At 56.1% G+C, this 25,392-nt stretch carries 15 protein-coding genes, 1 tRNA gene and 1 pseudogene; 9 read left to right on the forward strand and 8 right to left on the reverse strand.

What is annotated here, in order from left to right; genetic code table 11:
• Positions 1-15 precede the first annotated feature (15 nt).
• Positions 16-807 carry an SDR family oxidoreductase gene (locus HFD94_RS13085; RefSeq protein WP_122889600.1) on the forward strand — a complete coding sequence of 264 codons (792 nt, stop codon included), beginning with the start codon at positions 16-18 and terminating at the stop codon, positions 805-807.
• A 202-nt stretch (positions 808-1,009) separates the two neighbouring features.
• Positions 1,010-1,085 (forward strand) — tRNA-Ile (locus tag HFD94_RS13090).
• A gap of 193 nt (positions 1,086-1,278) precedes the next feature.
• Here the strand turns inward: HFD94_RS13090 and HFD94_RS23175 are convergent.
• Positions 1,279-1,362 (reverse strand): annotated as a pseudogene (locus HFD94_RS23175) (STM2901 family protein); the annotation flags it as partial.
• A gap of 392 nt (positions 1,363-1,754) precedes the next feature.
• Between HFD94_RS23175 and HFD94_RS13095 the strand changes: the two are divergent.
• A complete protein-coding gene (locus HFD94_RS13095; RefSeq protein WP_235194758.1) occupies positions 1,755-2,027 on the forward strand; it encodes a hypothetical protein in 273 nt (90 codons plus the stop codon).
• Positions 2,028-2,145: 118 nt separating this feature from the next.
• Here HFD94_RS13095 and HFD94_RS23125 read toward each other — a convergent pair whose 3' ends face one another.
• On the reverse strand, positions 2,146-2,301 hold the full coding sequence (locus HFD94_RS23125) for a YnfU family zinc-binding protein (RefSeq protein WP_216844881.1): 156 nt from the start codon (positions 2,299-2,301) through the stop codon (positions 2,146-2,148).
• Positions 2,302-2,608: 307 nt separating this feature from the next.
• On the opposite strand from HFD94_RS23125, the gene HFD94_RS13100 reads away from it, so the two are divergent.
• Together HFD94_RS13100 and ddlA are read left to right on the forward strand one after the other, a co-directional pair.
• Entirely contained in the window at positions 2,609-11,194 is an 8,586-nt protein-coding gene (locus HFD94_RS13100; protein ID WP_167433189.1) for a GH36-type glycosyl hydrolase domain-containing protein, read from the forward strand.
• 225 nt (positions 11,195-11,419) lie between these two features.
• Positions 11,420-12,517: a D-alanine--D-alanine ligase gene (gene ddlA / locus HFD94_RS13105; RefSeq protein ID WP_010699767.1), complete on the forward strand. Its 1,098-nt coding sequence runs from the start codon at positions 11,420-11,422 to the stop codon at positions 12,515-12,517.
• A gap of 20 nt (positions 12,518-12,537) precedes the next feature.
• Here ddlA and HFD94_RS13110 read toward each other — a convergent pair whose 3' ends face one another.
• From HFD94_RS13110 to HFD94_RS13125, 4 genes are all read right to left on the reverse strand, one after another.
• Positions 12,538-13,959 (reverse strand): GGDEF domain-containing protein, encoded by a 1,422-nt coding sequence (locus HFD94_RS13110; RefSeq protein WP_122889574.1) that lies wholly within the window; start codon positions 13,957-13,959, stop codon positions 12,538-12,540.
• A gap of 269 nt (positions 13,960-14,228) precedes the next feature.
• Positions 14,229-15,704, reverse strand: coding sequence for a SulP family inorganic anion transporter (locus HFD94_RS13115; RefSeq protein WP_010256584.1), 1,476 nt, complete (start codon positions 15,702-15,704; stop codon positions 14,229-14,231).
• A complete protein-coding gene (locus tag HFD94_RS13120) occupies positions 15,701-16,336 on the reverse strand; it encodes a carbonic anhydrase (protein ID WP_029519418.1) in 636 nt (211 codons plus the stop codon). Before HFD94_RS13120 ends, HFD94_RS13115 begins: the two co-directional genes overlap by 4 nt.
• A 580-nt stretch (positions 16,337-16,916) precedes the next feature.
• Positions 16,917-17,726 (reverse strand): 5'-nucleotidase, lipoprotein e(P4) family, encoded by an 810-nt coding sequence (locus tag HFD94_RS13125; protein ID WP_010699771.1) that lies wholly within the window; start codon positions 17,724-17,726, stop codon positions 16,917-16,919.
• A gap of 106 nt (positions 17,727-17,832) precedes the next feature.
• Here HFD94_RS13125 and HFD94_RS13130 point away from each other — a divergent pair, with 106 nt between their 5' ends.
• Positions 17,833-18,540 (forward strand): polyphenol oxidase family protein, encoded by a 708-nt coding sequence (locus HFD94_RS13130; RefSeq protein WP_167433190.1) that lies wholly within the window; start codon positions 17,833-17,835, stop codon positions 18,538-18,540.
• Between the two features lie 267 nt (positions 18,541-18,807).
• Positions 18,808-20,829, forward strand: a complete 2,022-nt coding sequence (locus HFD94_RS13135) for an NADPH-dependent 2,4-dienoyl-CoA reductase (protein ID WP_167433191.1) — start codon at positions 18,808-18,810, stop codon at positions 20,827-20,829.
• Here the strand turns inward: HFD94_RS13135 and rlmG are convergent, their stop codons facing one another.
• Entirely contained in the window at positions 20,830-21,948 is a 1,119-nt protein-coding gene (gene rlmG / locus HFD94_RS13140) for a 23S rRNA (guanine(1835)-N(2))-methyltransferase RlmG (RefSeq protein ID WP_061902014.1), read from the reverse strand.
• An 83-nt stretch (positions 21,949-22,031) separates the two neighbouring features.
• Between rlmG and HFD94_RS13145 the strand changes: the two genes are divergently transcribed.
• Positions 22,032-22,535, forward strand: coding sequence for a M48 family metallopeptidase (locus tag HFD94_RS13145; RefSeq protein ID WP_010256568.1), 504 nt, complete (start codon positions 22,032-22,034; stop codon positions 22,533-22,535).
• Here the strand turns inward: HFD94_RS13145 and HFD94_RS13150 are convergent.
• Positions 22,532-24,220, reverse strand: a complete 1,689-nt coding sequence (locus tag HFD94_RS13150) for a chloride channel protein (protein ID WP_022623916.1) — start codon at positions 24,218-24,220, stop codon at positions 22,532-22,534. The genes HFD94_RS13145 and HFD94_RS13150 overlap by 4 nt on opposite strands.
• A 146-nt stretch (positions 24,221-24,366) precedes the next feature.
• On the opposite strand from HFD94_RS13150, the gene HFD94_RS13155 reads away from it, so the two are divergent.
• Complete coding sequence (locus HFD94_RS13155; RefSeq protein ID WP_033769826.1) at positions 24,367-25,353, forward strand: Gfo/Idh/MocA family protein; 987 nt, start codon at positions 24,367-24,369, stop codon at positions 25,351-25,353.
• Positions 25,354-25,392: the final 39 nt, after the last annotated feature.

Raw genomic sequence — 25,392 nt, forward strand, 5'->3', positions numbered from 1 at the left:
TACGAGGAAAAAGAGATGTCACAATCAGGCACAGCTTTAATCACCGGCGCATCCAGCGGTATCGGCGCGACCTATGCAAAACGACTGGCAGCACGCGGTTATGATTTGATTCTGGTCGCACGCGATCAGGGGCGGCTCACCACCCTGGCTGACGCACTGGCAAAGCAGCACGATATTCGGGTGACGGTTATGGCGGCTGACTTAACGCACGAGCAGGATCTGCAACGCGTGGAGTCGGAGCTCGCGAACAACGCACAGATTACGCTGCTGCTGAACAACGCGGGCATGAACGTTGAGGGAGAGTTTCTTGAGGCGGACATCATACGCATTAACACCATGCTGGCGTTGAATATTCTGGCACCTACCCGTCTGGCACAGGCGGCTGGCCGGGCTTTCAAAGCGCGCGGAAATGGCATCATTATCAATATCGCCTCGGTGCTGTCGCTGGTGCACGAGATGTTCAACGGCGCCTATAACGCCACTAAGTCTTACGTACTGACTCTGACGCGTGCGATGCAGCGTGAACTCGCAGAGAGCGGTGTGCAGGTACAGGCGGTGTTGCCCGGTGCGACCCGTACGGAGATTTTCGATCGCGCAGGCCAGTCTATTAATGACATCCCGGCTGAAATGCTGATGGACGTTGATGAGATGGTGGACGCCGCGCTTGCCGGACTCGACAGCAAGGAGACGGTAACCATTCCGGCACTGGAGGATCTGCAGATGTGGCACGACTACGATCAGGCTCGTGGCACAATGGTTCCCCACCTTTCACGGAATCAATCAGCATCCCGTTATCGTCAGCGCTGAGTCAGCCATCAGCCATAACGACTGAAGTCCGGTTTCACTAAAGGCACGGAGAAGCATTATCCGTGCCTGTTTGCGACTTCGGGATCGCGGTTCGCCAGATTTGTTATAGAAATCAGCAGGTAAATCACTGCTGCTTATTTCAGCAACCGGTGGCTGAGTGCTGGATTGCCCTGAAGAGATACTTTATAATCCCCGCTCCGCTGGCCCCTTAGCTCAGTGGTTAGAGCAGGCGACTCATAATCGCTTGGTCGCTGGTTCAAGCCCAGCAGGGGCCACCAAATTTAGTCATAAAATACATATATTTAAGCCGCTCATTGAAGCGGTTTTTTTGTATCTGAATTTCTGAGTGGCGGTAAAGTGGCGGTGCATTTTCCTCAACAGCCTTATCATGCCGCTGCTGATTGCTTTAAGCAGGTGGAACAAAACTACTAAACAAAGCAAAAAACCTCAGAAGTATGTAAAGTAACTCGTCCATGTAATAGTACGGCGTTTTTTCTGAAAACGCTGGCGAATAAGCATTCGGCTTGCGAGAGAAAGCGGGCTGGTTCCACGTGTGGTTTGTGGCTTAGTGGTCCGGTTTGCCTCATCGGTCGCGGCGGCGAGTCAGTTGATAGCTTTCAGCACTGCATTTTCAGCTTCTGGTACCGACTCAGCCGTTTCACCTCTCCCTTTCCCTGATTAACCTCACACTCTCATACCCACTATTTTCCCTGTAAAAGACACCGCTAATCCTCATTCTGATAACCCGACAATACTCCGGAGTCACTTTTTAACCCGGCAGAGGGTGTATCAGATTATTTTCATAAACCCGCTATATTTACGGATATGAACAAATGCAGTCCAGACGGGCCAATTGAAATCTGCACAACGTGTGCGCTGAGGTCAGATTCACAATTATGCAGATTAATTTATTGAACAGAAGAGTATGAATAGATTAGAGGTTTATCATGAAAAGTTCATCAAGTGCTGAACTCTGCTGCCGGGTAATTCGTGGAAGAACCATCATGCCGCTGAAGAAAGTTGCGTTGTATCAGGTCGAATTTAAAAATGGCAGATTTGCTGTGTTACGCATTAATAACCTTCTGACGCTTCAGGAAGGCGATATTATCTCAAGAGTTAATGAAGTGTGGTCTGCAGGACCAGATATTATTCAACTTTCACCATTCGAATTTCTCGACCAGGGTGAATCACAACGTTATTTCACCGAGTACGAAAGATAATGCAGGATTATCAGCACATTGAAATTAATGTTACGGATAAATTGCCTCAATGAGGGATAAGGTTAAACAGTATGACTTGCTGCTGCCTGGTGATCGCAACATAAAAAGACGACGGACTTTATATAACATACAATGACTTACAGTGAGGGCATAAGACTGCCTGTCCTTTATTCTTTTTAGCTACAGACTGTCTGGAAAACTTTTTACACACCGGACACTGTGTATTGGTTTCGCTGCTGTGTAGCGCGTCGAAGAGAAAGCTCAACCAGGTCATGTCGTTATCCTCTGAAATGTTGCCATCAGCGTAACACAGTGCAGGTAAATTAATTTTTTTATCTGTCGGCTCTGATGTTAAAAAGGGCTAAGGTGAGGAGAAGGCAGCTGTTTATTTTTTTTAACTTTATTTTATCGCCATAAGAGAACGTCAGCCGGTTAATCAGGATAGCTACGAATAACGGAAACAGGACTATAATCAATATCATCTACACCTGTTTATCACCTCCAGCCCTTCTTTTGGCTCCTTTTTGTCATCCTTTCTTTTTTTCCGGATCCAGCTGCTGCGCAAGCGCAAGGAAATGAGTGTGAAAATAAAACTGACGACGTGGTTCAGCCGGGAAAGTGAATTACCCGATGAGCATTTTCCTTTGTTCCCGACTGAAGGTATTTATCAGGCCCACCGGCCAGATATTTTTTCGGCTGAACAAATGGATAACTACGGCGAAAAATTAGCGAAAACGCATAATCTGTCGGGTGGAAAATGGTCCTACCGACTGTTGCAGCAGCTGGCAGATAATGAACTGTCATTGACGCGCAGCGCAGAAATCCTGAGTGAAGGCGATAAGCGCAGCCAGACACCAGCGGCCGTCTGGATACTGGATAATTTTTACATCATTGAAGAGCAGATCCGCCTGGTCCGGCACCTGTTACCGGCAAAATTTGGTAAAGGACTGCCCATGCTGGAGGAGTCGGCTCATTACCTGCGCATCCAGGCTATCGCCGAGGAGATGATTAAGCACAGTGATGGCCGACTGGAAACCAGCGTCCTGCATCCTTTTATCGCTGCCTACCAGCGCGTTACGCCCCTGCTGCTCGGCGAACTGTGGGCCATGCCTGCCATGTTACGGTTTGCGCTTATCAACAATCTGGCCCGGATTGCGGCTGACGTCGCCAGGGTACATCAGGAACGTAATAAAGCGGAGCAGTGGATCAGCGATATCCTCTCCACTGCCGCCGAAGATGCGTCAAAAGTTATTCTGGTCATCGCTGATATGGCCCGCCAGAACCCACAGGTTTCCGGCGCTTTCGTCGCTGAACTTGAACGGCGATTAAGTGGCCAGAACAATACTCTGGCGTTAACCTGGGTCGAACAACAGCTGGAAAATACCGGCCGGAAAACCTCGGAAGTCATTGAGCAGTTCAACCGGCAGCTGGCCCTGAGTCAGCTCTCTGTCAGCAACAGTATTACCGGCCTGCGGCAACTCGGCGAAATTGACTGGCAGGCTTTTGTCGAATCCGTCAGCCTGGTTGAGAAAGTCCTTCAGCAGGATCCCACCGGGACATACCCGCTGATGCATTTTGACAGTCGCGATGACTACCGCCACGTGATTGAACGTCTGGCACGGCACAGTCGCTTTGATGAACGTGAAGTCGCCCAGGCTGTGCTGACGCTGGCCAGCCAGCCTGATCTTCCCCTGCGTCAGCAGCATGTCGGCTATTACCTGCTGGATAAAGGATTTCAGCAACTGGAACAGCAGCTTGACGTTAAGGTGACGTGGCTGAACAGGAGCCGGCAGCATCTGAGTCAGACCCCTTTACTCTCCTGGTTAGGCAGCCTTTTACTGCTGACAACCGCGTTTACCGCCGAGATGCTCTACAGCACCCATCAGGCGGGCATGGCGTCATTACTCTGGTTGCTGGTGCTGCCCGCCATCATTGTCAGCAGCCAGTTAGCCTTACAGTTGCTGAGCGAGTTAACCACCCGCAGCCGCCATCCCCTTCCCCTGCCCCGACTCGATTATGCTCAGGCGGTACCGGAGCATGACCGCACACTGGTAGTTATCCCCTGTTTACTCAGCAGCAATGAGGGAACAGACGCCCTGCTGCGCTCTCTGGAAATCTGCTATCTCGGTAACGCCTTAGCGAATATCAGTTTTGCGTTGCTGACCGACTTTACCGATAGCGTCGAACAGGACCATCATCATGACGCCGCGCTTATCCGTTACGCCGTGCTGAAAACGGAAGCGCTGAATCGGCGCTACAGCGGGGGTAAATCGGACATTGCGCTCTTCTCCCTGTTACACCGTGACCGCACCCATAATATTTCTCAGGGCGTCTGGATGGGGTATGAACGCAAGCGCGGTAAGATCCATGCCCTGAATCGCTGGCTTCAGGGTGAAGAAAACGCCTTCAGCGTCACGGTAGGTGCCACACAGGCTCAGCTGCACAGCGTTAAATATGTGATTACTCTCGACAGCGACACAATACTGCCGCGTGAGACTGCGCATAAGCTGATTGGCGTCATGGCCCACCCGCTCAACGCGCCGGTGTTCGATGATGTCAAAAATCGGGTGGTTGAAGGCTATGCCATCCTGCAGCCTCGTCTGGCTGAAGAGATACCGGTTAACGGTCAGAGCCGCTATGCCCGGCTGTGCAGCAGCATTCCGGGGAATGATGCTTACTCCTCACTCTCATCCGATATTTATCAGGATCTGTTTGGTGAAGGCTCATTTGTCGGCAAGGGTATTTACGATGTCGCTGCCTTTAGCCGGGCGATACGCAATACCTGTCCGGAAAATCTGGTGCTGAGCCATGACCTGCTTGAGGGGTGCTATGCCCGCTCCGGTGTGGTCAGTAACGTCGTCCTGTATGAACAATATCCGGATAGTTATCTGAGCGATGTTGCCCGACGATTTCGCTGGGTGCGGGGCGACTGGCAGCTCCTTAACTGGCTACGGTTGCAGGTGCGGCAGGAAGATTGCAGTCGTCAAAAGAACCCGCTCAGTGCGCTTTCCCGCTGGAAATTAACAGACAATCTGCGCCGCAGCCTGGTAGCGCCTGCCCTGCTGATGCTGGTGTTTATGCTGTGTACGATAGTACCGAATCCAATATTCTGGGTCGGGTGCATCATGCTCTTTCTGCTGCTTCCGGGACTGCCAGCGTTGGTAATCGACGGGGTGACGAAAAGTAAAACGCGTGCCTGGCGGCAGCATCTATCCATGCTGGTCACCGATGCCTTTAACCGCCTCTCCCGCGCTGGCCTGGCGCTGGCCATCCTGCCTCACGAGAGTTACTGGTCGCTGAAGGCGATTATCGTGACCTTATGGCGCCTGACTATCAGCCATCGCTACCTGAACGAGTGGAAAAGCGCTTCATCACTGAAACCTGTCGAGCCTGATGTGCGCCATTTCTACCGCCGCATGTGGATTAATCCGGTAGCAGGCGCGGTCCTGGTATTCCTGACCAGCCTGAGCATGCCGTCGATGACGCATGTCGCACTGGCGCTCGCCTTATTGTGGGCGGTCGCCCCCGCGTTACTGAGCCGCATGAGCCAGCCTAAACGCGCTCAGCCAGGCAGCCTTTCAGCGGAACAGCGCCTCTTTTTGCGTCGCACCGCGCGTAGAACCTGGGCCTGGTTTAACGAATTTGCCAGCAGTGATAACAACCATTTGCCGCCGGATAATCTGCAGGAGATTCCGGAGTCGCGGGTGGCCCACCGGACCTCACCGACCAACATTGGCCTGTCGCTGCTGGCAAACCTGACGGCCTGGGATTTTGGTTATATCAGCCAGAATCGGGTCATCGGCCGGACTCTCGACACCCTCGATACCCTTGATCGAATGGAGCATTTCAGAGGACATCTTTATAACTGGTATGACACCCAGACGTTAAAACCGCTGAACCCACGCTACGTCTCAACCGTAGACAGCGGTAATATGGCGGCTCACCTTGTGACCCTTCAGGCTGGCCTGGCGCAGTGGAAATACCAGCCGGTGATGTCTCTCCCCTGTATCCTGGAAGGTCTCTCCGATACCTTCTCACTGCTTAAAGACCAACTGAGCGACACCCGCAGCGACATTGTGGAACAAATCGCAGCTAAGCTAAGCCTGATGCAGCGCGCTTCACCCGCCGATTTTCACGCCGGGATGCAGGCTCTGCTGGCGTTAAGCGTGGTGGCAGAACAGGCTTATCTTCCGACAACGCGGGTAAACTGGCCGGCGCTTTTCCACCAGCAGCTGGTCGATTTTACTCAGGAGTGGTCCCTCCTTTTCAGCTGGGTTAGCCCGGATGCGCCACTGCCTGCCGACATTCCGTCATTGCTGTGGCTCGCTGAGTTGAACCTGAACCGCCCCGGCCTCCCGGAAAAACAGGCAGAGACTGCGATATGGGCCGCCCGCGAACGGATGGCTGCCCTGCTGGAGCTGGACAGCCGCCTCAGCGATCACGCCAGTATGGACTTCCGCTTTCTCTATTATCCGGCCACGTCTTTACTCAGCGTGGGCTATAACATGGACAGCGGTCTGCTGGACGCCAGCAAATATGACCTTTTCCCTTCAGAAGTCCGCCTGACGCACTACTTTGCTATTTCCACCAGTCAGCTTCCGGCCAAGAGCTGGTTTGTACTGGGTCGTTTATTTACTCAGCTTAATAACCAGCCCGCCGTAATGTCATGGAGCGGCTCAATGTTTGAATACCTGATGCCGCACCTGGTCATGCCGGTTTACCCCGACACGCTGCTGGAAAAGATGGCGTTATCGGCGGTCAGGCAACAAATTGTCTCGGGTAACAGCACCGATACGCCCTGGGGCGTTTCGGAATCGGGTTACGCTGCGTTTGACGTCAATCATAACTACCAGTATCGGGCATTTGGTACGCCGGAACTGGGTCTGAAACGCGGCCTGAATGACAATCATGTTGTTGCGCCCTATGCGACGCTGCTGGCGCTGATGGTGCTGCCGCAGGAGGCGACGGCTAATCTGATAAGACTTAAAAAAATGGGTGCCAGCGGTGACTACGGTTATTACGAAGCGCTGGATTTCACCGCGGATCGACTGGCTCCCGGTCAGCCATTTGCGATCGTCAAATCGTATATGGCCCATCACCAGGCGATGGGATTGCTAGCACTCTCTCACCAGCTGCTGGATGCGCCCATGGTCGCGCGCTTTATGTCCAGCGCACTGTTTCAGTCGTCGCGTTTGCTGCTTCAGGAAAAAGTGCCTGATGATATTGAGCTCTATACCCCACGCCGCAGTTTTGTCGAAAACAGTGACCCTAAACAGCAGCGCAGCATTCCCGACCAGCGTGAATTCAGTGGTTCAGATCCGCGCCAGCCACAACTTCAGCTGCTTTCCAATGCAGATTATCATCTGATGGTGACGCACGCGGGGACAGGCTACAGCCAGTGGAAGGGGCTGGCACTCACCCGCTGGCGTGCGGATAGCACCAGCAACAACTACGGAACGTTCTGTTACGTTACCGATCAGCAATCCGCCGAAGTGATTGCTCACAGCTATCAGCCGACCTGCTGCGAGCGTCCGCATTATAAAACCCGTTTCAATGATGCCGGGATTGAGTTTGACGCTTCAGGCACTACCTTCAGCATTCACACGCATATCGTAGTCTCCCCGGAAGATGATGTGGAGATCAGACGCATCACGGTCACTAACCGTTCCCGTCAGACCCGCCCATTCGATATCACCAGCTACACAGAAGTGGTACTGGCACCAGCAGCCAGCGATATGGCCCACCCTGCGTTCAGTAATCTGTTCGTCCAGACTGAGATCGTTGACAGGCTGGAAGCGATTCTGGCTCACCGTCGGCCACGTGAAGAGAAAGAAGTGACGGCATGGATGTTTCACGCGATGGCGATACATGGCAATACCGGCCGCCAGACCTCTTTTGAAACCGACCGGGCTCGTTTTCTCGGGCGTGGCAGGACGCCAGCCGATGCTCAGGCGCTGATGCCGGGCAGTGAATTAACGGGTCAGCAGGGGGCAGTGTTAGATCCCGTGTTATCAATTCGCCAGTCAGTGACGTTAAAAGCGGGAGAGGCCGTCACCATCGATATGCTTTACGGTGTGACACTTCAGCGTGACACCACTATTGCGTTGATTGAGAAGTACCGTAACCACATCAGCGCCGATCGGGTATTTGAACTGGCGTGGTCCCACAGTCAGGTCGCCTTGCGTCAGTTGAATATCCGCACCGAAGATACCAGCCTGTTTAATCAGCTGGCCAGTGCCGTGCTGTTTTCCAGTGCCGAAATGCGTGGCGAATCAGACGCGCTGATGCAGAACCGGCTGGGCCAGGAGTCATTGTGGCGTCATGCGATTTCGGGTGATCTGCCGATTCTTCTGGTTCGGATAGAAAACATTAATCAGCTCGATCTGGTCACCACCCTCATTCAGGCGCATCAGTACTGGCGACAAAAAGGGCTGACGGTCGATCTGCTCATCCTGAACAGCGACCAGGGCGGGTACCAGCAGAACCTGTTCAATCAGCTCACGACCCTGATCCCTGCCGGAGATGAACGGCAGCAGGCGGACAAACCTGGCGGCATATTTATCCGCAAAAGCGAAAGTTTTTCCGCTGACGATCTGCAACTGTTGCTGAGCGTCGCGGCTGTCGTGCTGGAAGGCCGGAACGGTAGCCTCGCCGATCAGCTCAGCACGCTGTTAAAACCGGTGCGCACCCCGCCTGCTTTTGCGTTTCCATCGGTCAGTAAGACGCCGCCGCCTGCAGCCGTCACCTTTTCGCCGGAGCGGTTGCAGTTTTTTAATGGCACCGGTGGCTTCAACGAGGACGGCAGCGAATATCACATCATTCTTTCCGGCCAGCAGCAGACGCCTGCGCCGTGGTGCAATGTGCTGGCCAACAGCCAGTCTGGTACCGTCATTTCCGAGAGTGGCCAGGGCTATAGCTGGTATGAAAACGCGCATGAATATCGTCTGACGCCCTGGCACAACGATCCCGTCAGTGACAGCTCTGGCGAAGCGCTTTATCTGCGTGATGAAGAGACGGGTGATGTCTGGTCGCCCACGCCGCTTCCGGTTCGCGGCAAGGGTGATTATCTGACCCGTCATGGCTTCGGTTACAGCACGTTTGAACACACGGAGTATGGCATCAGCAGCACGTTAACGGTGTTCGTGGCAGAGGAGGCGCCGGTCAGACTTTCCCTGCTGACGCTGAGTAACCTCTCTGGCAAAACGCGTAATCTGTCGATTACCGGATACGTCGAATGGGTTCTGGGTGAGCTGGCGAGCCGCTCCGCAAGGCATGTGGTGACGTCCCCTGCCGCTATCGCCACAGGCAGCGCGGTTCTGGCCAGAAACTTTTATAACAGCACGGGCTCTGCGCGGACCGCTTTTTTTGCCGTCACAGGTACCCGGATTGCGTACAGCGGCAACCGGCTTGAGTGTCTGGGTCGTAACGGCACCACACGGCAGCCCGCGATGATGAATGTTCGTGGTCTGTCGGGTAACACCGGGGCAGGAATGGATCCCTGCGCCGCGCTGCAGACGCTGACGACACTGATTGACGGCGACAGCCGCAGCTTTGTTTTTGCTCTCGGCGTCGGGGAAGATGAGGGTGCAGTGACCGCGCTGATGCAGCAGTTCCTCTCCACCGGGGAGGCTCAGAACGAGCTGACCAAAGTTAAACAGCACTGGCACCAGCTACTGACTAAAGTGCAAATCCAGACACCGGCAACGGAGGTCGATTTACTGGCAAACGGCTGGCTGCTGTACCAGACGCTGGCCAGCCGTTTGCTGGCGCGCAGCGGATATTACCAATCCGGTGGTGCCTTTGGTTTCCGCGATCAGTTGCAGGATACGCTGGCGCTGACTCACGCGGCCCCGCAGCGGCTGCGCGATCAGCTGTTGTTGTGTGCATCCCGCCAGTTTATCGAGGGAGATGTACAGCACTGGTGGCATCCGCCTGCTGGCCGTGGCGTCAGAACCCGCTGCTCCGACGACTACCTGTGGTTGCCCTATGCGCTGTGCCGCTATGTGCAGGCAACCGATGATATTGCGCTGCTGTCACAGCCCGTCAGCTACCTTGAAGGTCGCCTGCTGGCAGAGGACGAAGAGTCTGTCTATGAGCTTCCGGGCGTCAGTAAGATTAATGAACCGCTATGGCAGCACTGCGTTCGCGCGGTTAACCACGCCCTTAATTACGGTCAGCACGGCCTCCCGCTGATGGGCTCCGGGGACTGGAACGATGGTATGAGTACCGTCGGGATTGCCGGCAAGGGTGAAAGCGTCTGGCTCGGCTTCTTCCTCTATACGGTTCTGGACCGCTTTGCCGCGCTGGCTGTGCGGTTCGGCGATACCGATACCGCCCGCCACTGTCAGGAGCACGCGCAGACGCTCAAAACCGCGCTTAACCATGCGGCCTGGGATGGCGAATGGTATCTGCGCGGCTTTTTTGACAGTGGCCAGACGCTCGGTTCACATGCTGACAGTGAGTGCCGGATAGACGCCATTGCCCAGAGCTGGTCGGTACTCTCTGGCGCAGGCGAGGACGCCAGATGCCGGTCAGCGATGGAGGCGCTTTATCAGCATCTGGTTGATAAGGATAACCGGCTGATTAAATTGCTCACTCCGCCTTTCGATGGTGCAGGGCCAAATCCGGGCTACATTCGCGGTTATTTACCGGGCGTCAGGGAAAATGGCGGTCAGTACACCCATGGGGCTCTGTGGGCGATTATGGCCTTTGCGGCGATGGGTGAAACAGAGCGCGCCTGGTCCCTGCTCTCTATGATTAATCCGGTTAATCATAGTGGCAATCAACAGGATATGGCGATCTACAAAGCAGAGCCTTATGTGATGGCTGCGGATGTGTATGCGGCCGAAGGCCACAGCGGGCGGGGTGGCTGGACCTGGTATACCGGTTCGTCAGGCTGGACCTATCAGCTTATCAGTGAGAGTCTGCTTGGGATAAGCCGGCGCGGCAACGCGCTGTCTCTTCGCCCACAGCTTCCCGCTGACTGGTCAGAGATAAAAATTGTCTACCGTGAGGGAGAAGGGATCTACAACATCCGGGTTACTCGCGGTGACAGCATTTATCAGCTGTGGCTGGATGGCAAACGGTGTGACGGCGACGAAATAGCGCTGGAAAGCCATCGCCAGGAACATCAGGTTGAAGTCTGGCTGGGTTCTGCGTCAGATTAAGTTAAACCTGACAACCCGCCTGCATCAGCTTAAAGAGGATATTCAGTGGCCTTTGCGAGCGGGCCGTTGAGCTGCCACCCGCGTCAGCACGGGCAGCTCAACGACAGCGATCCGGTGAATGGCGAGGGTTAATCGCCTGCCCACAATTATCTGTCGCCCTGCCCTGTTTTCCCTCGCGAAGCCCATGCTATCTTGTGGTTTTGATTTTTTCAGTGGGCAAAATTGATGACAAAGTTGCGGGTAGGGATCGTGTTTGGCGGGAAATCGGCTGAGCATGAGGTGTCGTTACAGTCGGCCAAAAATATCCTTGAGGCGATCGACAAAACCAGGTTTGACGTGGTGTTGCTGGGCATTGATAAGCAGGGACACTGGCGTCTTAACGATGCTTCAAACTTCTTACTTAACGCTGAAAATCCGGCGCTGATCGCGCTGAATCACGCCGCTGAAGATGTGGCGCTGGTGCCTGGTACGACTCAGCAGCAGATCATCACCCGTCATAACGCCCATCCGCTGTCGCAGATCGACGTTATCTTCCCGATCGTGCACGGTACGCTGGGTGAAGATGGCTCCCTGCAGGGCCTGCTGCGTATGGCCTCGTTACCCTTCGTCGGTTCCGACGTGCTGGGCTCTGCGGTCAGCATGGATAAAGATTTTACCAAACGCCTGCTGCGCGACGCCGGCCTCAACGTCGCGCCGTGGGTGAGCGTCACCCAGGCCCAGCGTGCACAGCTGGACGCCAGCGCAGTCATTGCCCGCTTTGGCCTGCCGCTGTTTATCAAACCCGCCAACCAGGGTTCATCGGTGGGCGTCAGCAAAGTGGATAGCATTGAAGAATTTGATGCCGCGCTGGCGCTGGCCTTCTCCTTTGACCGCAAGGTGCTGATTGAACAGGGCATCAAAGGTCGCGAGATCGAGTGTGCGGTGCTGGGCAACGATGCCCCTGAAGCCAGCCCCTGCGGTGAAGTGGTGGTGCATGACGCCTTCTACTCGTATGACACCAAATATATCTCCGAGAGCGGTGCGCAGACGGTGGTCCCGGCAGCCATTTCACCGGAAACCAGCGATGCGATACGTGAGGTTGCCATCAAAGCCTTTACCGCGCTGGAGTGCTTTGGCATGGCGCGCGTCGATGTGTTTTTAACTGCCGATGGCGAAATTATCGTCAACGAAGTGAATACCCTGCCCGGCTTCACCAATATCAGCATGTATCCGAAACTGTGGCAGGCAGCCGGACTCAGCTATCAGGATCTGATCAGTCGCCTGATCGACCTGGCAATTGAACGCCACCAGCAGGCCAGTACCCTGAAAAGCAGCGTCAGCTGACAGAACCCGGCGGCGTGGCGTTATGCCACGTCGCTGGTGATGGCACGGTAGTTAACCGGCGAGGTCTGATTGCGGCCATTGCGTTTCGACAGATAGAGATTTTTATCGGCTGCAGAAATCAGCCGGTTGATCACGCGGTGCCACTCCGTCGCCTCACCGGCACAGCCATGCGCCAGCCCCAGACTGACGGTTACCGTGGCCGTACTGCCCTGCAGCCAGAACTTCTCCTTCGCCATCTTCTGCCGGATGCTCTCAGCAAGAAAGTAGAGCTTTTCCGGATTCTGGTCGAACAGCACCACCGCAAACTCTTCGCCGCCAAAACGGCAGATGCGCCCCTCTTTACCCACGACGCGCTGCATACGGCGGGCGATCTCTTCCAGCACGCTGTCACCCGCATCATGACCAAAATTGTCGTTAATCGCTTTAAAGTAGTCGACATCCAGCAGGATCACGCCCACCCGGCGGTCCGGGAAGATCGGCTCAGCACGCAGACTTTCATAGAGGCCGGAACGCGACAGCAGCCGGGTCAGGAAGTCATAGTTGGCGCGCAGCGCCAGACGCTGGTTGAGCTGGCGAATCGCATCCATGCTCACCGCCACAATCAGCGGGCTGATCGCAATGGTCGCCACGCCCAGCCGTGCCGAGGTCAGATGGGTGATCGGCAGCATATTGTCATCGCCCTGGATATTCATCACGCCATGCGAAACCAGAATGATTTCGCTAATGCCGGTGAGCAAAATCACCAGGCTGGTGAGCGGCATCGGCAACACGATGGCGCACCAGACCAGCGCCGGAACCGGGAACGTCAGGCTGCCTGCGCCGCCCATCATCGCGCCAATCATCAGCGAAAAAATCACGGCGACAACCGGTGCCAGCTTGCGCATCTGCATAAACTGCCGGGGCGACAGCGACGCCCAGTCGCGCGTCAGCAAAAAGGGCAGCAGCATCAGCCCGGTTGAGAACTGTTCGCTGAACCATTCGCCCCAGGCCGTCACCAGCCCGCTGTTAAAATCGGCCTGCTGCGCCAGCGCCCCCCAGCTGGCGCAGGCCAGTCCGGCCAGCAGACAGGCCGGAAAAATGCGCAGCACGCTGGTTATACGCTCGCTGCCGGAGTCGTGCTGAAGATGCTTTACCAGCAGCGTCACCGCCACCAGCACAAACAGAAGATTCGCCATGTTGAGGGTAAAAGCAGAGAGCGCCCAGCCTGAAAAAACGATGTCGTTAAACACCATCGCAGCAAAGGTGGCCAGGTAATAGCGGGTCTGATGCAGAAAAGGATTCCGGACGATCACGCCAGTGACGATCGCGTTGACCGGCCAGAACAGCGACAGCTCCTGTGGAAAGCGCAGGTGTCCGCCGATAAAGCAAAACAGCAACGTGATTAAAAACAGTGAAAATGCGTTCTTCTTAACGTTGTGCTCTTCAAACAGCTGTATGCGCATACATCCGGACCTTGTCACAGAGAGGCTGGCTGTCCACGCCAGCCTGGACAGGCGCGTGGTGTCAGAATGATTAAATCCTGAATATCCTCAATGTCATCCGGCGATAAAACCTCGTTTCATGGGCTAACTCAGAAAAGTTACCGTTTTGAGGCTAAACCCATCAGATGACAGCAAAAACTGGGGCTCTATTATGCATCGCAAATAAAAAAATCGGATATCCGAGATATCCGATTTTTGCTGTTCTGACGACTTTACCGTTGCGCTAAACGCTATTTTACGGCAACCGGCCACTGACTCAGGCGAATGCCGCGTTTGTCGGCGTTATCGCCAAAATCTTTCAGCACCGCTTTAACGTCGGGATCGATATATTCCGCATTGTCGTTATCGACGATGACTACGCTGTTCTCCGGGATCTCATCCAGCAATCCCTGCAGCTTTGGATTGTGCATAAAGGTCAGATTCTGCTGAAAGCGCAGCACGTAGTGGTCGTCATAGCGGGTGAGCTGCAGCGCGTTGCGATGGCTTTTATAGATGCTGTAGAGGATCTGCGTGGCGATGCCGATACCAATCCCGACCAGCATGCCCAGCGTGATAATACCGACGATGGTGGCCAGAAACGGCACGTACTGCTGCGCGCCCATCCGGAACTGCTCAATAAACAGTTTGGGTGTCGCCAGCTTGTAGCCGGTATAGAGCAGCACGGCAGCGAGGCTGGCCAGCGGAATGGCGTTCAGCATCTCACTGAACCACATACCACAAATCAGCAGCAGCACACCGTGAATGAAGATCGACAGTTTGGTCTGCGCGCCCGCACTGACGTTAACCGAACTGCGCACAATCACCGCCGTTATCGGCATCGCGCCAAGGAAACCGGCCGCCAGGTTACCGATGCCCTGCGCGAACATCTCTTTGTTGGGCGACGGCGCGGGCGTCTGAGGACGCAGTTTTTTCAGCGCCTCCTGACTCAGCAGCGTTTCCAGACTGGCGACCAGGGCTAAGGTTACCGCAACAACCCAGACCTGCGGATTCTGCCAGGCCATCCAGTCGGGCGTTTCCAGCTCTGCCACCAGCGCGGAAATGCTGTCAAAAGCGGGCAACGAAATGCGCGCCAGACCGCTGGTCATTTCCGGGAACAGCCGTCCACCCACGACGGTAGCAAGGCAGCCTATCAGCACGGCAATCAGCGGCCCAGGGATCCAGGCCAGCGCTTTGATCCGTTTCACCGGTGCGGTGGTCCAGAGACATAAAATGGCCAGGCCGACACCTGCTACTGCTACCGCGGGCAGCGAGAAGGTCATCTCACCGGTCACCAGTGAAACCAGCTCCGCATCGCCCGCGGCACCCAGCGCCACCGGGATCTGCTGCATGATCAGCAGCAAACCGATCGCCGCCAGCATCCCTTTAATGACGCTGCCCGGCACCAGCGAAATAAACCGTCCGGCACGCAGCAGACCAAACAGGCATTGCAGTGCTCCGGCAATAATCAGCGCGGTGAGAAAGGCGGAAAAACTGCCCAGAGACGCCATTGAGGCGACGACGATGGTGACAAGGCCTGCCGCCGGGCCGCTGACGGCAAACCGGGACGGACTCAGTGATGTGACCACCAGGCCGCCAATCACACCGGTCAGCAGACCGGCAAACGGCGGTAATCCGCTGGCCTGTGCGATGCCAAGGCAGAGCGGTAAGGCGACCAGAAACACCACCAGACCCGCAGGAATGTCGCGACGCAGGGTATCGAGGTTCATAATGAAGGTTCCTCTGCAGATTGATGAATCAGCTCTTTAAGATGGCCGGAGCGCAGGTCATAAACACAACCAAACACCTCCAGTTCCTGGCCCGATTGCCAGATTTGCCGGACCGGTTCAGATTTCACCAGTCTGGCGAATTGCGCCTTAACGTTGGCCTCAACCAGCCGATCGAGCTGTTCACCCGGCTCCGCGTCTGAAGGGGGGCTTTCCGCCAGGCCATGCTGAATGTCATGACGCAACGTCTGAATGCGTCTCGCCAGCGCGCTCTCCTGCCCGTCCAGCACGCTGCCCGGCAAATTCTGTGCGGCTTCCACTCCACCGCAGCCATAGTGGCCGCTTAATACAATGCGTTTTACACCGAGAAAGAAGAGCGCGTATTGCAGCACGCTCAGTAAATTGTCATCGTCCTCAATCACCATGTTGGCGATATTACGATGCACAAAGAGTTCGCCAGGATGGGAGCCAGTTAAGACTTCTGCCGGAACGCGACTATCAGAACAACCTATCCAGAGTGAGTGCGGCTTTTGCTGATGAAGGAATTTTTTAAAGTAGTCTGGATTACGCTGGCGGCGCTGTAATGCCCAACTGCGATTTTTCGCTAATAAGGGTTTAAGTGTCGTCACAATCATCTTCTCTCTACTACCGGGATGTCGCATCCTGGCTAACCACAAAGTGTATCGGCTCACAAATAAAGCGTGAGCCGCCAGGTAAATAAGAACTGAGTCACAGAAAAAGGTTATAGCCGCTAACCATTACCAATGCACGAGCAATATTTCACAGCACTTTAACATCATGCTATTTGTCAATCCGGCGTCAGTAAGAGTCAGGGTTAAGTAAATTTAATTAAGCAGAAGAGAAGTGGAATAATTAGCGAAAATCATTTTAAAATTAAAAGTATCAATAGGTTAAAATATAAAAGATAATAAACTAAAGTTACTGCTGACAAAAAAATACAATCATTAACCAAGGGGATATTCACTGCCATACCAACCGGCCTGCTTTTTACCAGGAATACTCTTAATTAAAAAATTAACCATTAGCACGATCAACCGGCTTAATTGCTGATAGCCAGTCAGATATGCCTGATTTTAGATAAGAATGAAGCAAGAGATAATTAATTTAATTTGCAGCAAAATAGTGACGGGAGAAAGTAAATCAGGACCATGTTTTAACAGAGCCTGACACGGTCAGGCTCTTTTTCTTGACGAATTATTTACCGTTCCAGCTTTGCAGGCGCGATTCCCGCACAGACAGCTGCTGTTCCGGTGTCAGTTTATTGTAGTTTTCCGCCATTCCGCTCTCCCAGTCGCCGTAGAGCGGATTCGGCAGCACGATGAACTGCGTTCCAAACTGCTGATGGTTAAGATTCACAAAATCACGACGCGTCTGATTACCCTGATGCCAGGTCGCGCCACCAAAATCGTTGAGGTTATCGCCAACGTAGAGCACCACGTTATAGCCGGCATTTTTAATGGCATCGAAACGCGCCTGCTTATTGGAGCTGTCAGTATTCAGACGTACCGTTTTATCGCTAACGTTGGGGAAGCCAAGCTGCTGCATGTTAGCGACCGTGGCCGCGTAATCTTTCTGATCCCGGTTCGACACATAGAACAGCGTGCCGCCATTCTGTGTGACATGACGCGCAAACTCTATCGCGCCCGGCACCGCTTTCGCCTGCCGCGCCTGTGTCCAGGCTGACCAGGTTTTACTGCTGAACGGCTGGCCGTTCTTCGCCTGCCACGCGCTGTAGGCACTGTTATCCAGCATCGTCTCATCCAGATCGACAATCACCGCTTTGGGTTTGCCAGTCAGCGAGGGGGCCTGATCAAACGCCATACGCGCGGTATTAAATGCCTGCCAGGTCAGCGCCTGATATTCACCAGACTGCTGGAACCAGTTTACCGCCAGCACCGATTGCTGGCCGAGTTGCTGTTGCGCGGTCTGATGTGTCGACGAGGCGCAGCCGGTAAGGAGCAGCGCGACCAGTCCGGATGCAGCCAGTTTTGCGGAGGTTTTCATCATTTCATCCTTAAGGTGAGAAAGGTCTGAGGAGAAGCTTCAAAAATGTAGCAGTTAACGTAAGCTGTGGGCAGCCCAACGCACGCTGTTATAACAGGAGATTCCTATGGCCGTGATCCCGCGCTCGCCATTGCTCGATTCGCTGGAGTGGCTCGAATATGCGTTTCAGCCAGCCGGAGAGCCACCACCCGCTGAGGCCGCCTATGGACATCAGCGCCACAGCGCGACCGTGGTCACCGATATCGAGAACATCCCACCCAAAAGCTGCGAGTCTGATGGCGTGATCGGCAGCGGGACGCGCCCGGTGGCGGTCTACACCGCCGACTGCCTGCCAGTGCTGTTCGCCGATCGCCAGCAGCGGATCGTGGCCGCGGTTCATGCCGGACTCAAAGGTACGCTGGCGGGTGTGCTGACCCGCGCGGTTGAAAAACTGTGCGAGCAGCGCTGCGAGCCGCAGAACCTGATGGTGGCGATCGGTCCGGCGATGGGCCCCTGCTGTTATGAACTGGCCGAACCGCAGCTGGCGGAGATTGCGCAGAACCCGGCATTGGCCAGCGGGCTGCGCTGGCACCAGAACCAGCCGGTTAATCCTCTGGCGCAACGTCCACAGGCCGCTGCCCGCCAGCAGGGTGTCTGGTTCGATCTGCCTGCGCTGGCGACGCAGTTGCTGATAAACGCGGGTGTGCCGGCTGCGCAGATCGATAACGTCAATGTCTGCACCTACTGCATGGCCGAAAGCGGTTCAAGCTACCGCTTCAATACCCACCACGGTAGCGGCTATCACTCCCGCTATTCGTGGATCCGTCGACGTTAATGGGTTTTCTGGCACCGCGCTGACAGCAGTTAGCGTGATCTTAACAGCGACGGGCGCTGACGCCTGTCGCAAAGCTACGCGGGCCACGGATGGCGGTCTTAACTTCTTTGCGCAAGGCACGGGCTAGCTCCGCCCACTCTTTGTTACTCACCTCACTCCCCTGCCGTTGTTTATGATTTCACTCACACCCTGACATTCTTTCACTTTTTTTTAACGCAGAAGTGGCTAGAGTGAACTCATCCGACCACTTTACCGTGAGTGACTATCATGTCCGTCAATCCTGACTATCCTGCGCTGTTTACGCCGCTGGACCTTGGCTTTACCCGACTGAAAAACCGCTTTCTGATGGGGTCAATGCACACCGGACTGGAAGAGCACCCGGATGGTGCAGCCCGGCTGGCGGCTTTCTATGGCGAGCGGGCGCGTGAAGGTGTCGCGCTGATCGTCACCGGCGGCATCGCCCCCAATGCCCAGGGTGTCACCACCGCGCATGGCGCGATGCTCACCGACGAGACGCAATGTGACTGGCACCGGCAGATCACGGAGGCGGTACATCAGCATCAGGGCAAAATCGCCCTGCAGATCCTGCATACCGGCCGTTACAGCTATCAGCCCGATCTGGTTGCGCCCTCGGCACGCCAGGCGCCGATTAACCCGTTTACGCCACAGGCGATGAGCGAGGCGGCGATTGAACAGACCATTGAGGACTTTGCCCGCTGCGCCCGACTGGCACAGCAGGCGGGCTACGATGGCGTGGAGATCATGGGTTCCGAAGGCTATCTGATTAATCAGTTTCTGGTGAAGCACACCAATCAGCGCACCGACCGCTGGGGTGGCGACTTCCGGCAGCGGATGCAGTTCGCACTGGCGATTACCCGCGCCGTTCGCGCCGCGACTGGCGACGCCTTTATCATCATCTTCCGGTTGTCGATGCTCGATCTGATCGAAGAGGGCAGTACGCTGGAGGAGACGCTGTTGCTGGCGGGCGAGCTGGAGCAGTGCGGCGTCACGCTGTTCAATACCGGTATTGGCTGGCACGAGGCGCGCATCCCGACCATCGCCACCTGCGTGCCGCGTGCGGCCTTTGCGTGGGTGACGCAGCGCCTGCGTGAACAGGTGAAGGTGCCGGTCATCGCCACCAATCGCATCAACCATCCCGCCGTCGCCGAGCAGCTGTTGCAGTCCGGCTGCGCCGATATGGTGTCGATGGCCCGCCCTTTTCTCGCCGATCCCGCCTTTGTCACTAAAGCACAGCGCGGTGAACCGGACAGCATCAACACCTGCATTGCCTGTAATCAGGCCTGCCTCGATCAGGTGTTCGCCGGTAAAATCACCTCCTGCCTGGTCAATCCGCGCGCCTGCCATGAGTCGCTGATGCCGGTCATCGCCAGCACCGCCCCGCGCAGGCTGGCCGTAGTGGGTGCCGGTCCGGCCGGCATGGCGTTTGCGCTGCAGGCGGCGCAGCGCGGTCATCAGGTAACCCTCTATGAGGCCGCGCCGGAGATAGGCGGCCAGTTCAATATTGCCCGGCTGATTCCTGGCAAATCGGAGTTCAGCGAAACGCTGCGCTATTTCCGGCATGAGCTGGCGGCCGCAGGCGTGACGGTTCAGACGGGCTGTCGGGTGACGGCGGATCAGCTGAGTGACGCCGATGAAGTGGTGCTGGCGACCGGCATTCAGCCGCGTACGCCCGATATTCCGGGCATCGACCACCCCAGCGTGCTGAGCTATCTGGAGGTGCTGCGCGATAAGCGCCCGGTGGGGAAACGGGTGGCGATTATCGGCGCAGGCGGTATTGGCTTTGATGTGGCGGAGTATCTGTCACAGCCATCCCATGACGAGGATCTGGCGGCGTTTTATGCCGAATGGGGCATCGACCACAGCCTGACGCAGCGTGGCGGCGTGATGAAACCCGAGCCCCCTGCCGCGCTACGGCAAATCTGGCTGCTGCAACGCCGATCGGGAAAACCGGGTGCCGGGCTGGCAAAAACCACCGGCTGGATCCATCGCGCCAGTCTGCAGGCGCAGGGCGTTGAGATGTGGGGCAGCGTTGAGTATCTGGCGATTGATGACAGCGGCCTGCATCTGCGGCGCAACGGCGAAACGCTGTTGCTGGAGGTCGATAATGTGATTATCTGTGCCGGACAGGAGCCGCAGCGCGAACTGGAAGCCGCGCTGCGTGCAAAAGGACAGAGGGTGACAGTCATCGGCGGTGCAGATGTGGCGCAGGAGCTGGATGCGCGCCGTGCGATTGCGCAGGCGACGCAGCTGGCATTAACCGTCGTCTGACTAGCGCATTTTCACCGCGCGCAGCACCACGAACTTCTGGTTAGAGGCGATCAGCGTACAGTTACCAAACAGCTTCTTCAGCTTGTGGTGATAATCGAGGTGGCGGTTGCCGACAATACGCAACTCGCCGCCATACTGAAGGCAGCGTTTGGCATCGCGGAACATCTGCCATGCCAGGTGATCGGTCACCGCGTGCTGCTGGTGGAACGGCGGGTTGCACAGCACCGCGTGCAGCCGATCTGACGGATAGCCGCTCAGCACGTTGTTCACCAGGAACTGACAGCGTGACAGATCCTCAGGACGGTTCACTTCCACGTTAAGCTTGCTGGAAGCGACCGCCATGTAAGACTCATCAAGGAAATGCACCTCGGCCTGCGGGTTCTGCTCCAGCGCCACCAGTCCCACCACGCCGTTACCACAGCCGAGATCGACAATCTCGCCCTCAATGTTTTCCGGCAGATGCTGCACAAAGAGCCGTGCGCCGATATCCAGCGAAGCGCGCGAGAAGACGTTGGCGTAGTTGTGAATCTGATAAGGGGTACCATCCAGCGGCCAGACCAGCGTCGGCGTGGCCTCACGCAGTTCAGGCTTGCTGAACTGGCTGTAGATCAGACGCGCTTTTTTCCACGCCAGTGAGGTTTTGGTTTCACCAATGATCTGTTCGAACAGCTGCAGGGTAGAGTTATGGATCTCTTTGGCGCGCGCCGCCGCCAGAATCACCGTATCAGGCGTGACAACTTCGCGAATGGCGCGCAGCTGGTGCTCCAGCAGCGCCAGGGTTTTAGGCACCTTGATCAGCACAGCCGCAGGTGAAGCAGGCAGTTCCGCCAGGCTATCAACAAAGTGAACGTCGCTGTCATCCAGCCCATTAAAGGTCAGGTTCTGACGGGCGGCCTGCTGGCTCAGCCAGGAGTCGCTGACGTGCCAGACGGTACGCGAATTCAGGGCGCAGGTTAAGGCACCGAAACTGTCGTTGAAGACCAGCACCGGCCCCTCTGGCAGCGCCTGCTGTAACAGATATTCATCAGCCGCATCCCAGGCTTGTAATGGACTTTCGTCACGCATCTGCGGGAAGCGATGCAGGATCAGTGTGCGATCGTTCAGTTCAAGTTGGCTCATGAATTCTCCGGCGTGGTACACTTTGGTTGATTTTCGCCCCAAAATCGGGGGCGCAGTATACTGTCTTTCGCCTGGAATCCCTAATGTCCTCACTGATCTACCTTCAGGGTTATCCTGCCCCCCTTCTTGAGCAGGTTCAGTCGCTGATCGCCCATCAGCGCTTAGGTGCGTTCCTGCAGGAACGTTATCCTGACACTCATGACGTGATGAGTGATAAAGCGCTGTATGACTACACGCAGGCGCTGAAAAATCGCTATATGCGCAATGCGCCGCCGATCAGCAAAGTGATGTGGGATAACAAGATTAAGGTGATGAAGCATGCACTCGGGCTGCACACTGCCATCTCGCGGATTCAGGGCGGTAAGCTTAAGGCGAAAGCGGAAATCCGTATCTCGACCTTTTTCCGCCTCGCGCCAGAGCCGTTTCTGCGGATGATCGTGGTGCATGAGCTGGCACACCTTAAAGAAAAAGATCACGATAAGGCGTTCTACCAGCTCTGCTGCCATATGGAGCCGGATTATCACCAGCTCGAATTTGATGCGCGACTGTGGATGACGGACCAGGCGATGCGCGGCAACGCGGCTTAAAGAAACTCCTGCGCTTTCTGAATCAGACTGGTTTTGGTAAGCGCGCCCAGAAAGCGCCGTTCCTGCGGATTGTTGAGCACCGGCAACCGCTCCAGCGTCACCGCCGCAAAGGCTTCCCATCCCTCACGCATACTCTGATTCTGATACACCACCGGGAAATCCTGATCCATCACGCACTGCACCGGTGAGTCGAGGGTGATCTCCTGGGCCAGCACCCGGCGCGAAATCTCATGAATCGAGACCACACCGAGGAAAGCGCCCGCGGCGTTGATCACATAAACATAGCGTTCACGCTTCAGGGAGCTGACCGCCAGCGCCTGCCCCACCGACTCCTCCGGCTGCAACGCCGCACCCGCAATAATCAGCTCGGCAATGCGCATGTTATCGAAATCATATTTCGCTTCTGAACGGCTGAAGTGATGACTCACGACCGGATAAGTACTGGCGGATTGCAGGCGATAGACCACCATCGACGCCAGCACCGTGGCGATCATCAGCGGAAACAGCAGGCTGCTGTTGAGCGTCATCTCCAGCACCATCAGCATCGCCATCAACGGCGCCTGACTGACCGCTGCCAGCACCGCCGCCATACCAATCGCGGCATAGAGCAGCACATTGCCGAGCGGCAGATGCAGCGCCGCCCCAACCGTCGCGATGATCACCCCCAGCAGCGCGCCAATCAGCAGCGAAGGGGTAAAGAGTCCGCCGACGGCGTTCGACCCTACCGACAGGCTGGTAGCGAGGGTTTTCAGCACCAGCAACAGCAGCAGACCCGGCAGCAGGTAGTGCCCGGCCATCACTTTGACGATCACCTCGTAGCCGTTGCCGAGGATATCAGTGGAGATCAGCGCCAGTAAGCCGACCGCAAAGCCGCCCGCTCCGAGGCGCAGCGGCAGGGAGGCGACCCGGCTGAACAGCACTTTGCTGCGGGCGATGCATTTAATCACGATCCAGCCCGCCAGACCGGCGCACAGACCAATCACCACCGTCATCAGCAGGCTGCTGAGATCCATGGCGAAGTTCGCGTCTGCCAGCGGATAGAGCGCGCTGCGAAAACCCAGCGTCCACATGGTCATCACCGCCGTGGCGGCAGCGATGATCAGGGGGATCAGCCGCTGCAATGCAGAAATGCCGAAGGCGATTTCCGCCACAAAAATCGCCGACGCCAGTGGCGCATGGTAAACCGACGCGAGGCCCGCCGCCGCGGCCATCGCCACCACGTCACTGTTTTTCAGGTTAAGTGAGGCCGGTAACAGGCGACCAATCGCACTGCCGCACAGTGCCGAGAGCTGCACCATCGGCCCCTCTTTACCTATCGAGGCGCCGCTGCCGATACTGGCAATCGACGATAAGGCGCGGAACAGTGAGGTCCGGGTCGGCACCGCATCCAGCCGGGCGTTGATCACTTCAAGGTAATCCGTTTTCACCGTCTGCTGCTGCTCAATGGCAACGGCATAACGCAGAAAATAGCCCGCCAGTACGCCGCCCGCCCCCACCAGCAGCGGCCAGAAGATCCACGGCCAGAGATGCAGGGATTCGGTTATTTCGCCACTGCGGGCAAACAGCAGATGGTTGATCAGTTCAATCACGCCGCGGAAAGCCAGCGTCACCAGCGACGCCGCACACCCGACCGGAATGGCGATCAGAAGTGTGGTCCAGTTTAATGCGTGCTTACTTGCTTTCACCTGCGCTCCCTGGTTGGTACATAAACATCATCGCTTCCGCATATTATTGGAATGCGGATCGCAGGATCAATCCCTGCCCGCCCGGCACCATTGCACAGCGTGGGTGAGATGTTACTCTGCCGCTTTACAGCTGCCGGAGAGATGACGTGATTCGTTTTGCCATTGTGGGAACAAACTGGATTACACGCCAGTTTATTGATGCCGCTCATGAAACCGGAGCGATGAAGCTCTGTGCGGTCTATTCACGCAGTCAGCAGCAGGCTGAGGCCTTTATCGCCGATTATCCCTGCAAACAGACCTTTACCTCACTGGAAGCGCTGGCCGCCAGCCCGGAGATCGATGCGGTCTATCTGGCCAGCCCCAACGCCCTGCACTGCCAGCAGGCGCTGCTGTTTATGTCGCACGGCAAGCATGTGATTTGCGAAAAACCGCTGGCCTCTAATCTGGCAGAAGTGGAACAAATGATCGCCTGCGCCCGTGAGCATCAGGTGGTGCTGTTTGAGGCGTTTAAAACTGCCAGCCTGCCTAATTTCCTGCGGCTGCAGCAGGCACTGCCTGACGTGGGTAAACTGCGAAAAGCGCTGCTGAATTACTGCCAGTACTCCTCACGCTACCCGCGCTATCTCAACGGTGAGAACCCCAATACCTTTGATCCGCGCTGGTCGAATGGCTCAATTATGGATATCGGTTATTACTGCCTGGCCTCGGCAGTGACGCTGTGGGGCGAGCCAGATCGCGTGCAGGCCAGGGCGACTTTGCTTGCAAGCGGCGTGGACGCGCACGGCGTGGTAGTGCTGAGCTACGGTGATTTCGATGTGACGATTCTGCATTCGAAGGTGAGTGATTCCAGCCTGCCCAGCGAGATTCAGGGTGAAGCGGGCGCGCTGGTGATAGAGAAGTTATCGGAGTGCCAGCAGCTAACTTTTGTGCCGCGGGGCGCGGAAAAGCAGACGCTGAGTCAGCCGCAGCATATCAACACCATGCTGTATGAGGCCGCCGCTTTTGCCCGGCTGGTTGAGCAGCGCCAGGTGGACCACCCTTCGCTTGAGGTTTCGCGGATTACTGCATCGCTGCTGACTGAGATACGCCGCCAGACCGGTGTGATCTTCCCGGCCGACCAGGCTGCTGTGTAAATATTTCTAAATATGTCTGAGAGGTGTTGCTTCCTGTGC

This window comes from Pantoea sp. EKM20T (assembly GCF_011800485.1).
Taxonomy (GTDB): Bacteria; Pseudomonadota; Gammaproteobacteria; order Enterobacterales; family Enterobacteriaceae; genus Pantoea; species Pantoea agglomerans.

What these genes read in the sequence shown, in the direction of transcription:
- rlmG (WP_061902014.1), bottom strand. Translation starts at nt 21,948, where the DNA reads ATGAGCCAACTTGAACTGAACGATCGCACACTGATCCTGCATCGCTTC.
- HFD94_RS13125 (WP_010699771.1), bottom strand. Translation starts at nt 17,726, where the DNA reads ATGAAAACCTCCGCAAAACTGGCTGCATCCGGACTGGTCGCGCTGCTC.
- HFD94_RS13135 (WP_167433191.1), top strand. Translation starts at nt 18,808, where the DNA reads ATGTCCGTCAATCCTGACTATCCTGCGCTGTTTACGCCGCTGGACCTT.
- ddlA (WP_010699767.1), top strand. Translation starts at nt 11,420, where the DNA reads ATGACAAAGTTGCGGGTAGGGATCGTGTTTGGCGGGAAATCGGCTGAG.
- HFD94_RS13130 (WP_167433190.1), top strand. Translation starts at nt 17,833, where the DNA reads ATGGCCGTGATCCCGCGCTCGCCATTGCTCGATTCGCTGGAGTGGCTC.
- HFD94_RS13110 (WP_122889574.1), bottom strand. Translation starts at nt 13,959, where the DNA reads ATGCGCATACAGCTGTTTGAAGAGCACAACGTTAAGAAGAACGCATTT.
- HFD94_RS13145 (WP_010256568.1), top strand. Translation starts at nt 22,032, where the DNA reads ATGTCCTCACTGATCTACCTTCAGGGTTATCCTGCCCCCCTTCTTGAG.
- HFD94_RS13085 (WP_122889600.1), top strand. Translation starts at nt 16, where the DNA reads ATGTCACAATCAGGCACAGCTTTAATCACCGGCGCATCCAGCGGTATC.
- HFD94_RS23125 (WP_216844881.1), bottom strand. Translation starts at nt 2,301, where the DNA reads ATGACCTGGTTGAGCTTTCTCTTCGACGCGCTACACAGCAGCGAAACC.
- HFD94_RS13115 (WP_010256584.1), bottom strand. Translation starts at nt 15,704, where the DNA reads ATGAACCTCGATACCCTGCGTCGCGACATTCCTGCGGGTCTGGTGGTG.
- HFD94_RS13120 (WP_029519418.1), bottom strand. Translation starts at nt 16,336, where the DNA reads ATGATTGTGACGACACTTAAACCCTTATTAGCGAAAAATCGCAGTTGG.
- HFD94_RS13095 (WP_235194758.1), top strand. Translation starts at nt 1,755, where the DNA reads ATGAAAAGTTCATCAAGTGCTGAACTCTGCTGCCGGGTAATTCGTGGA.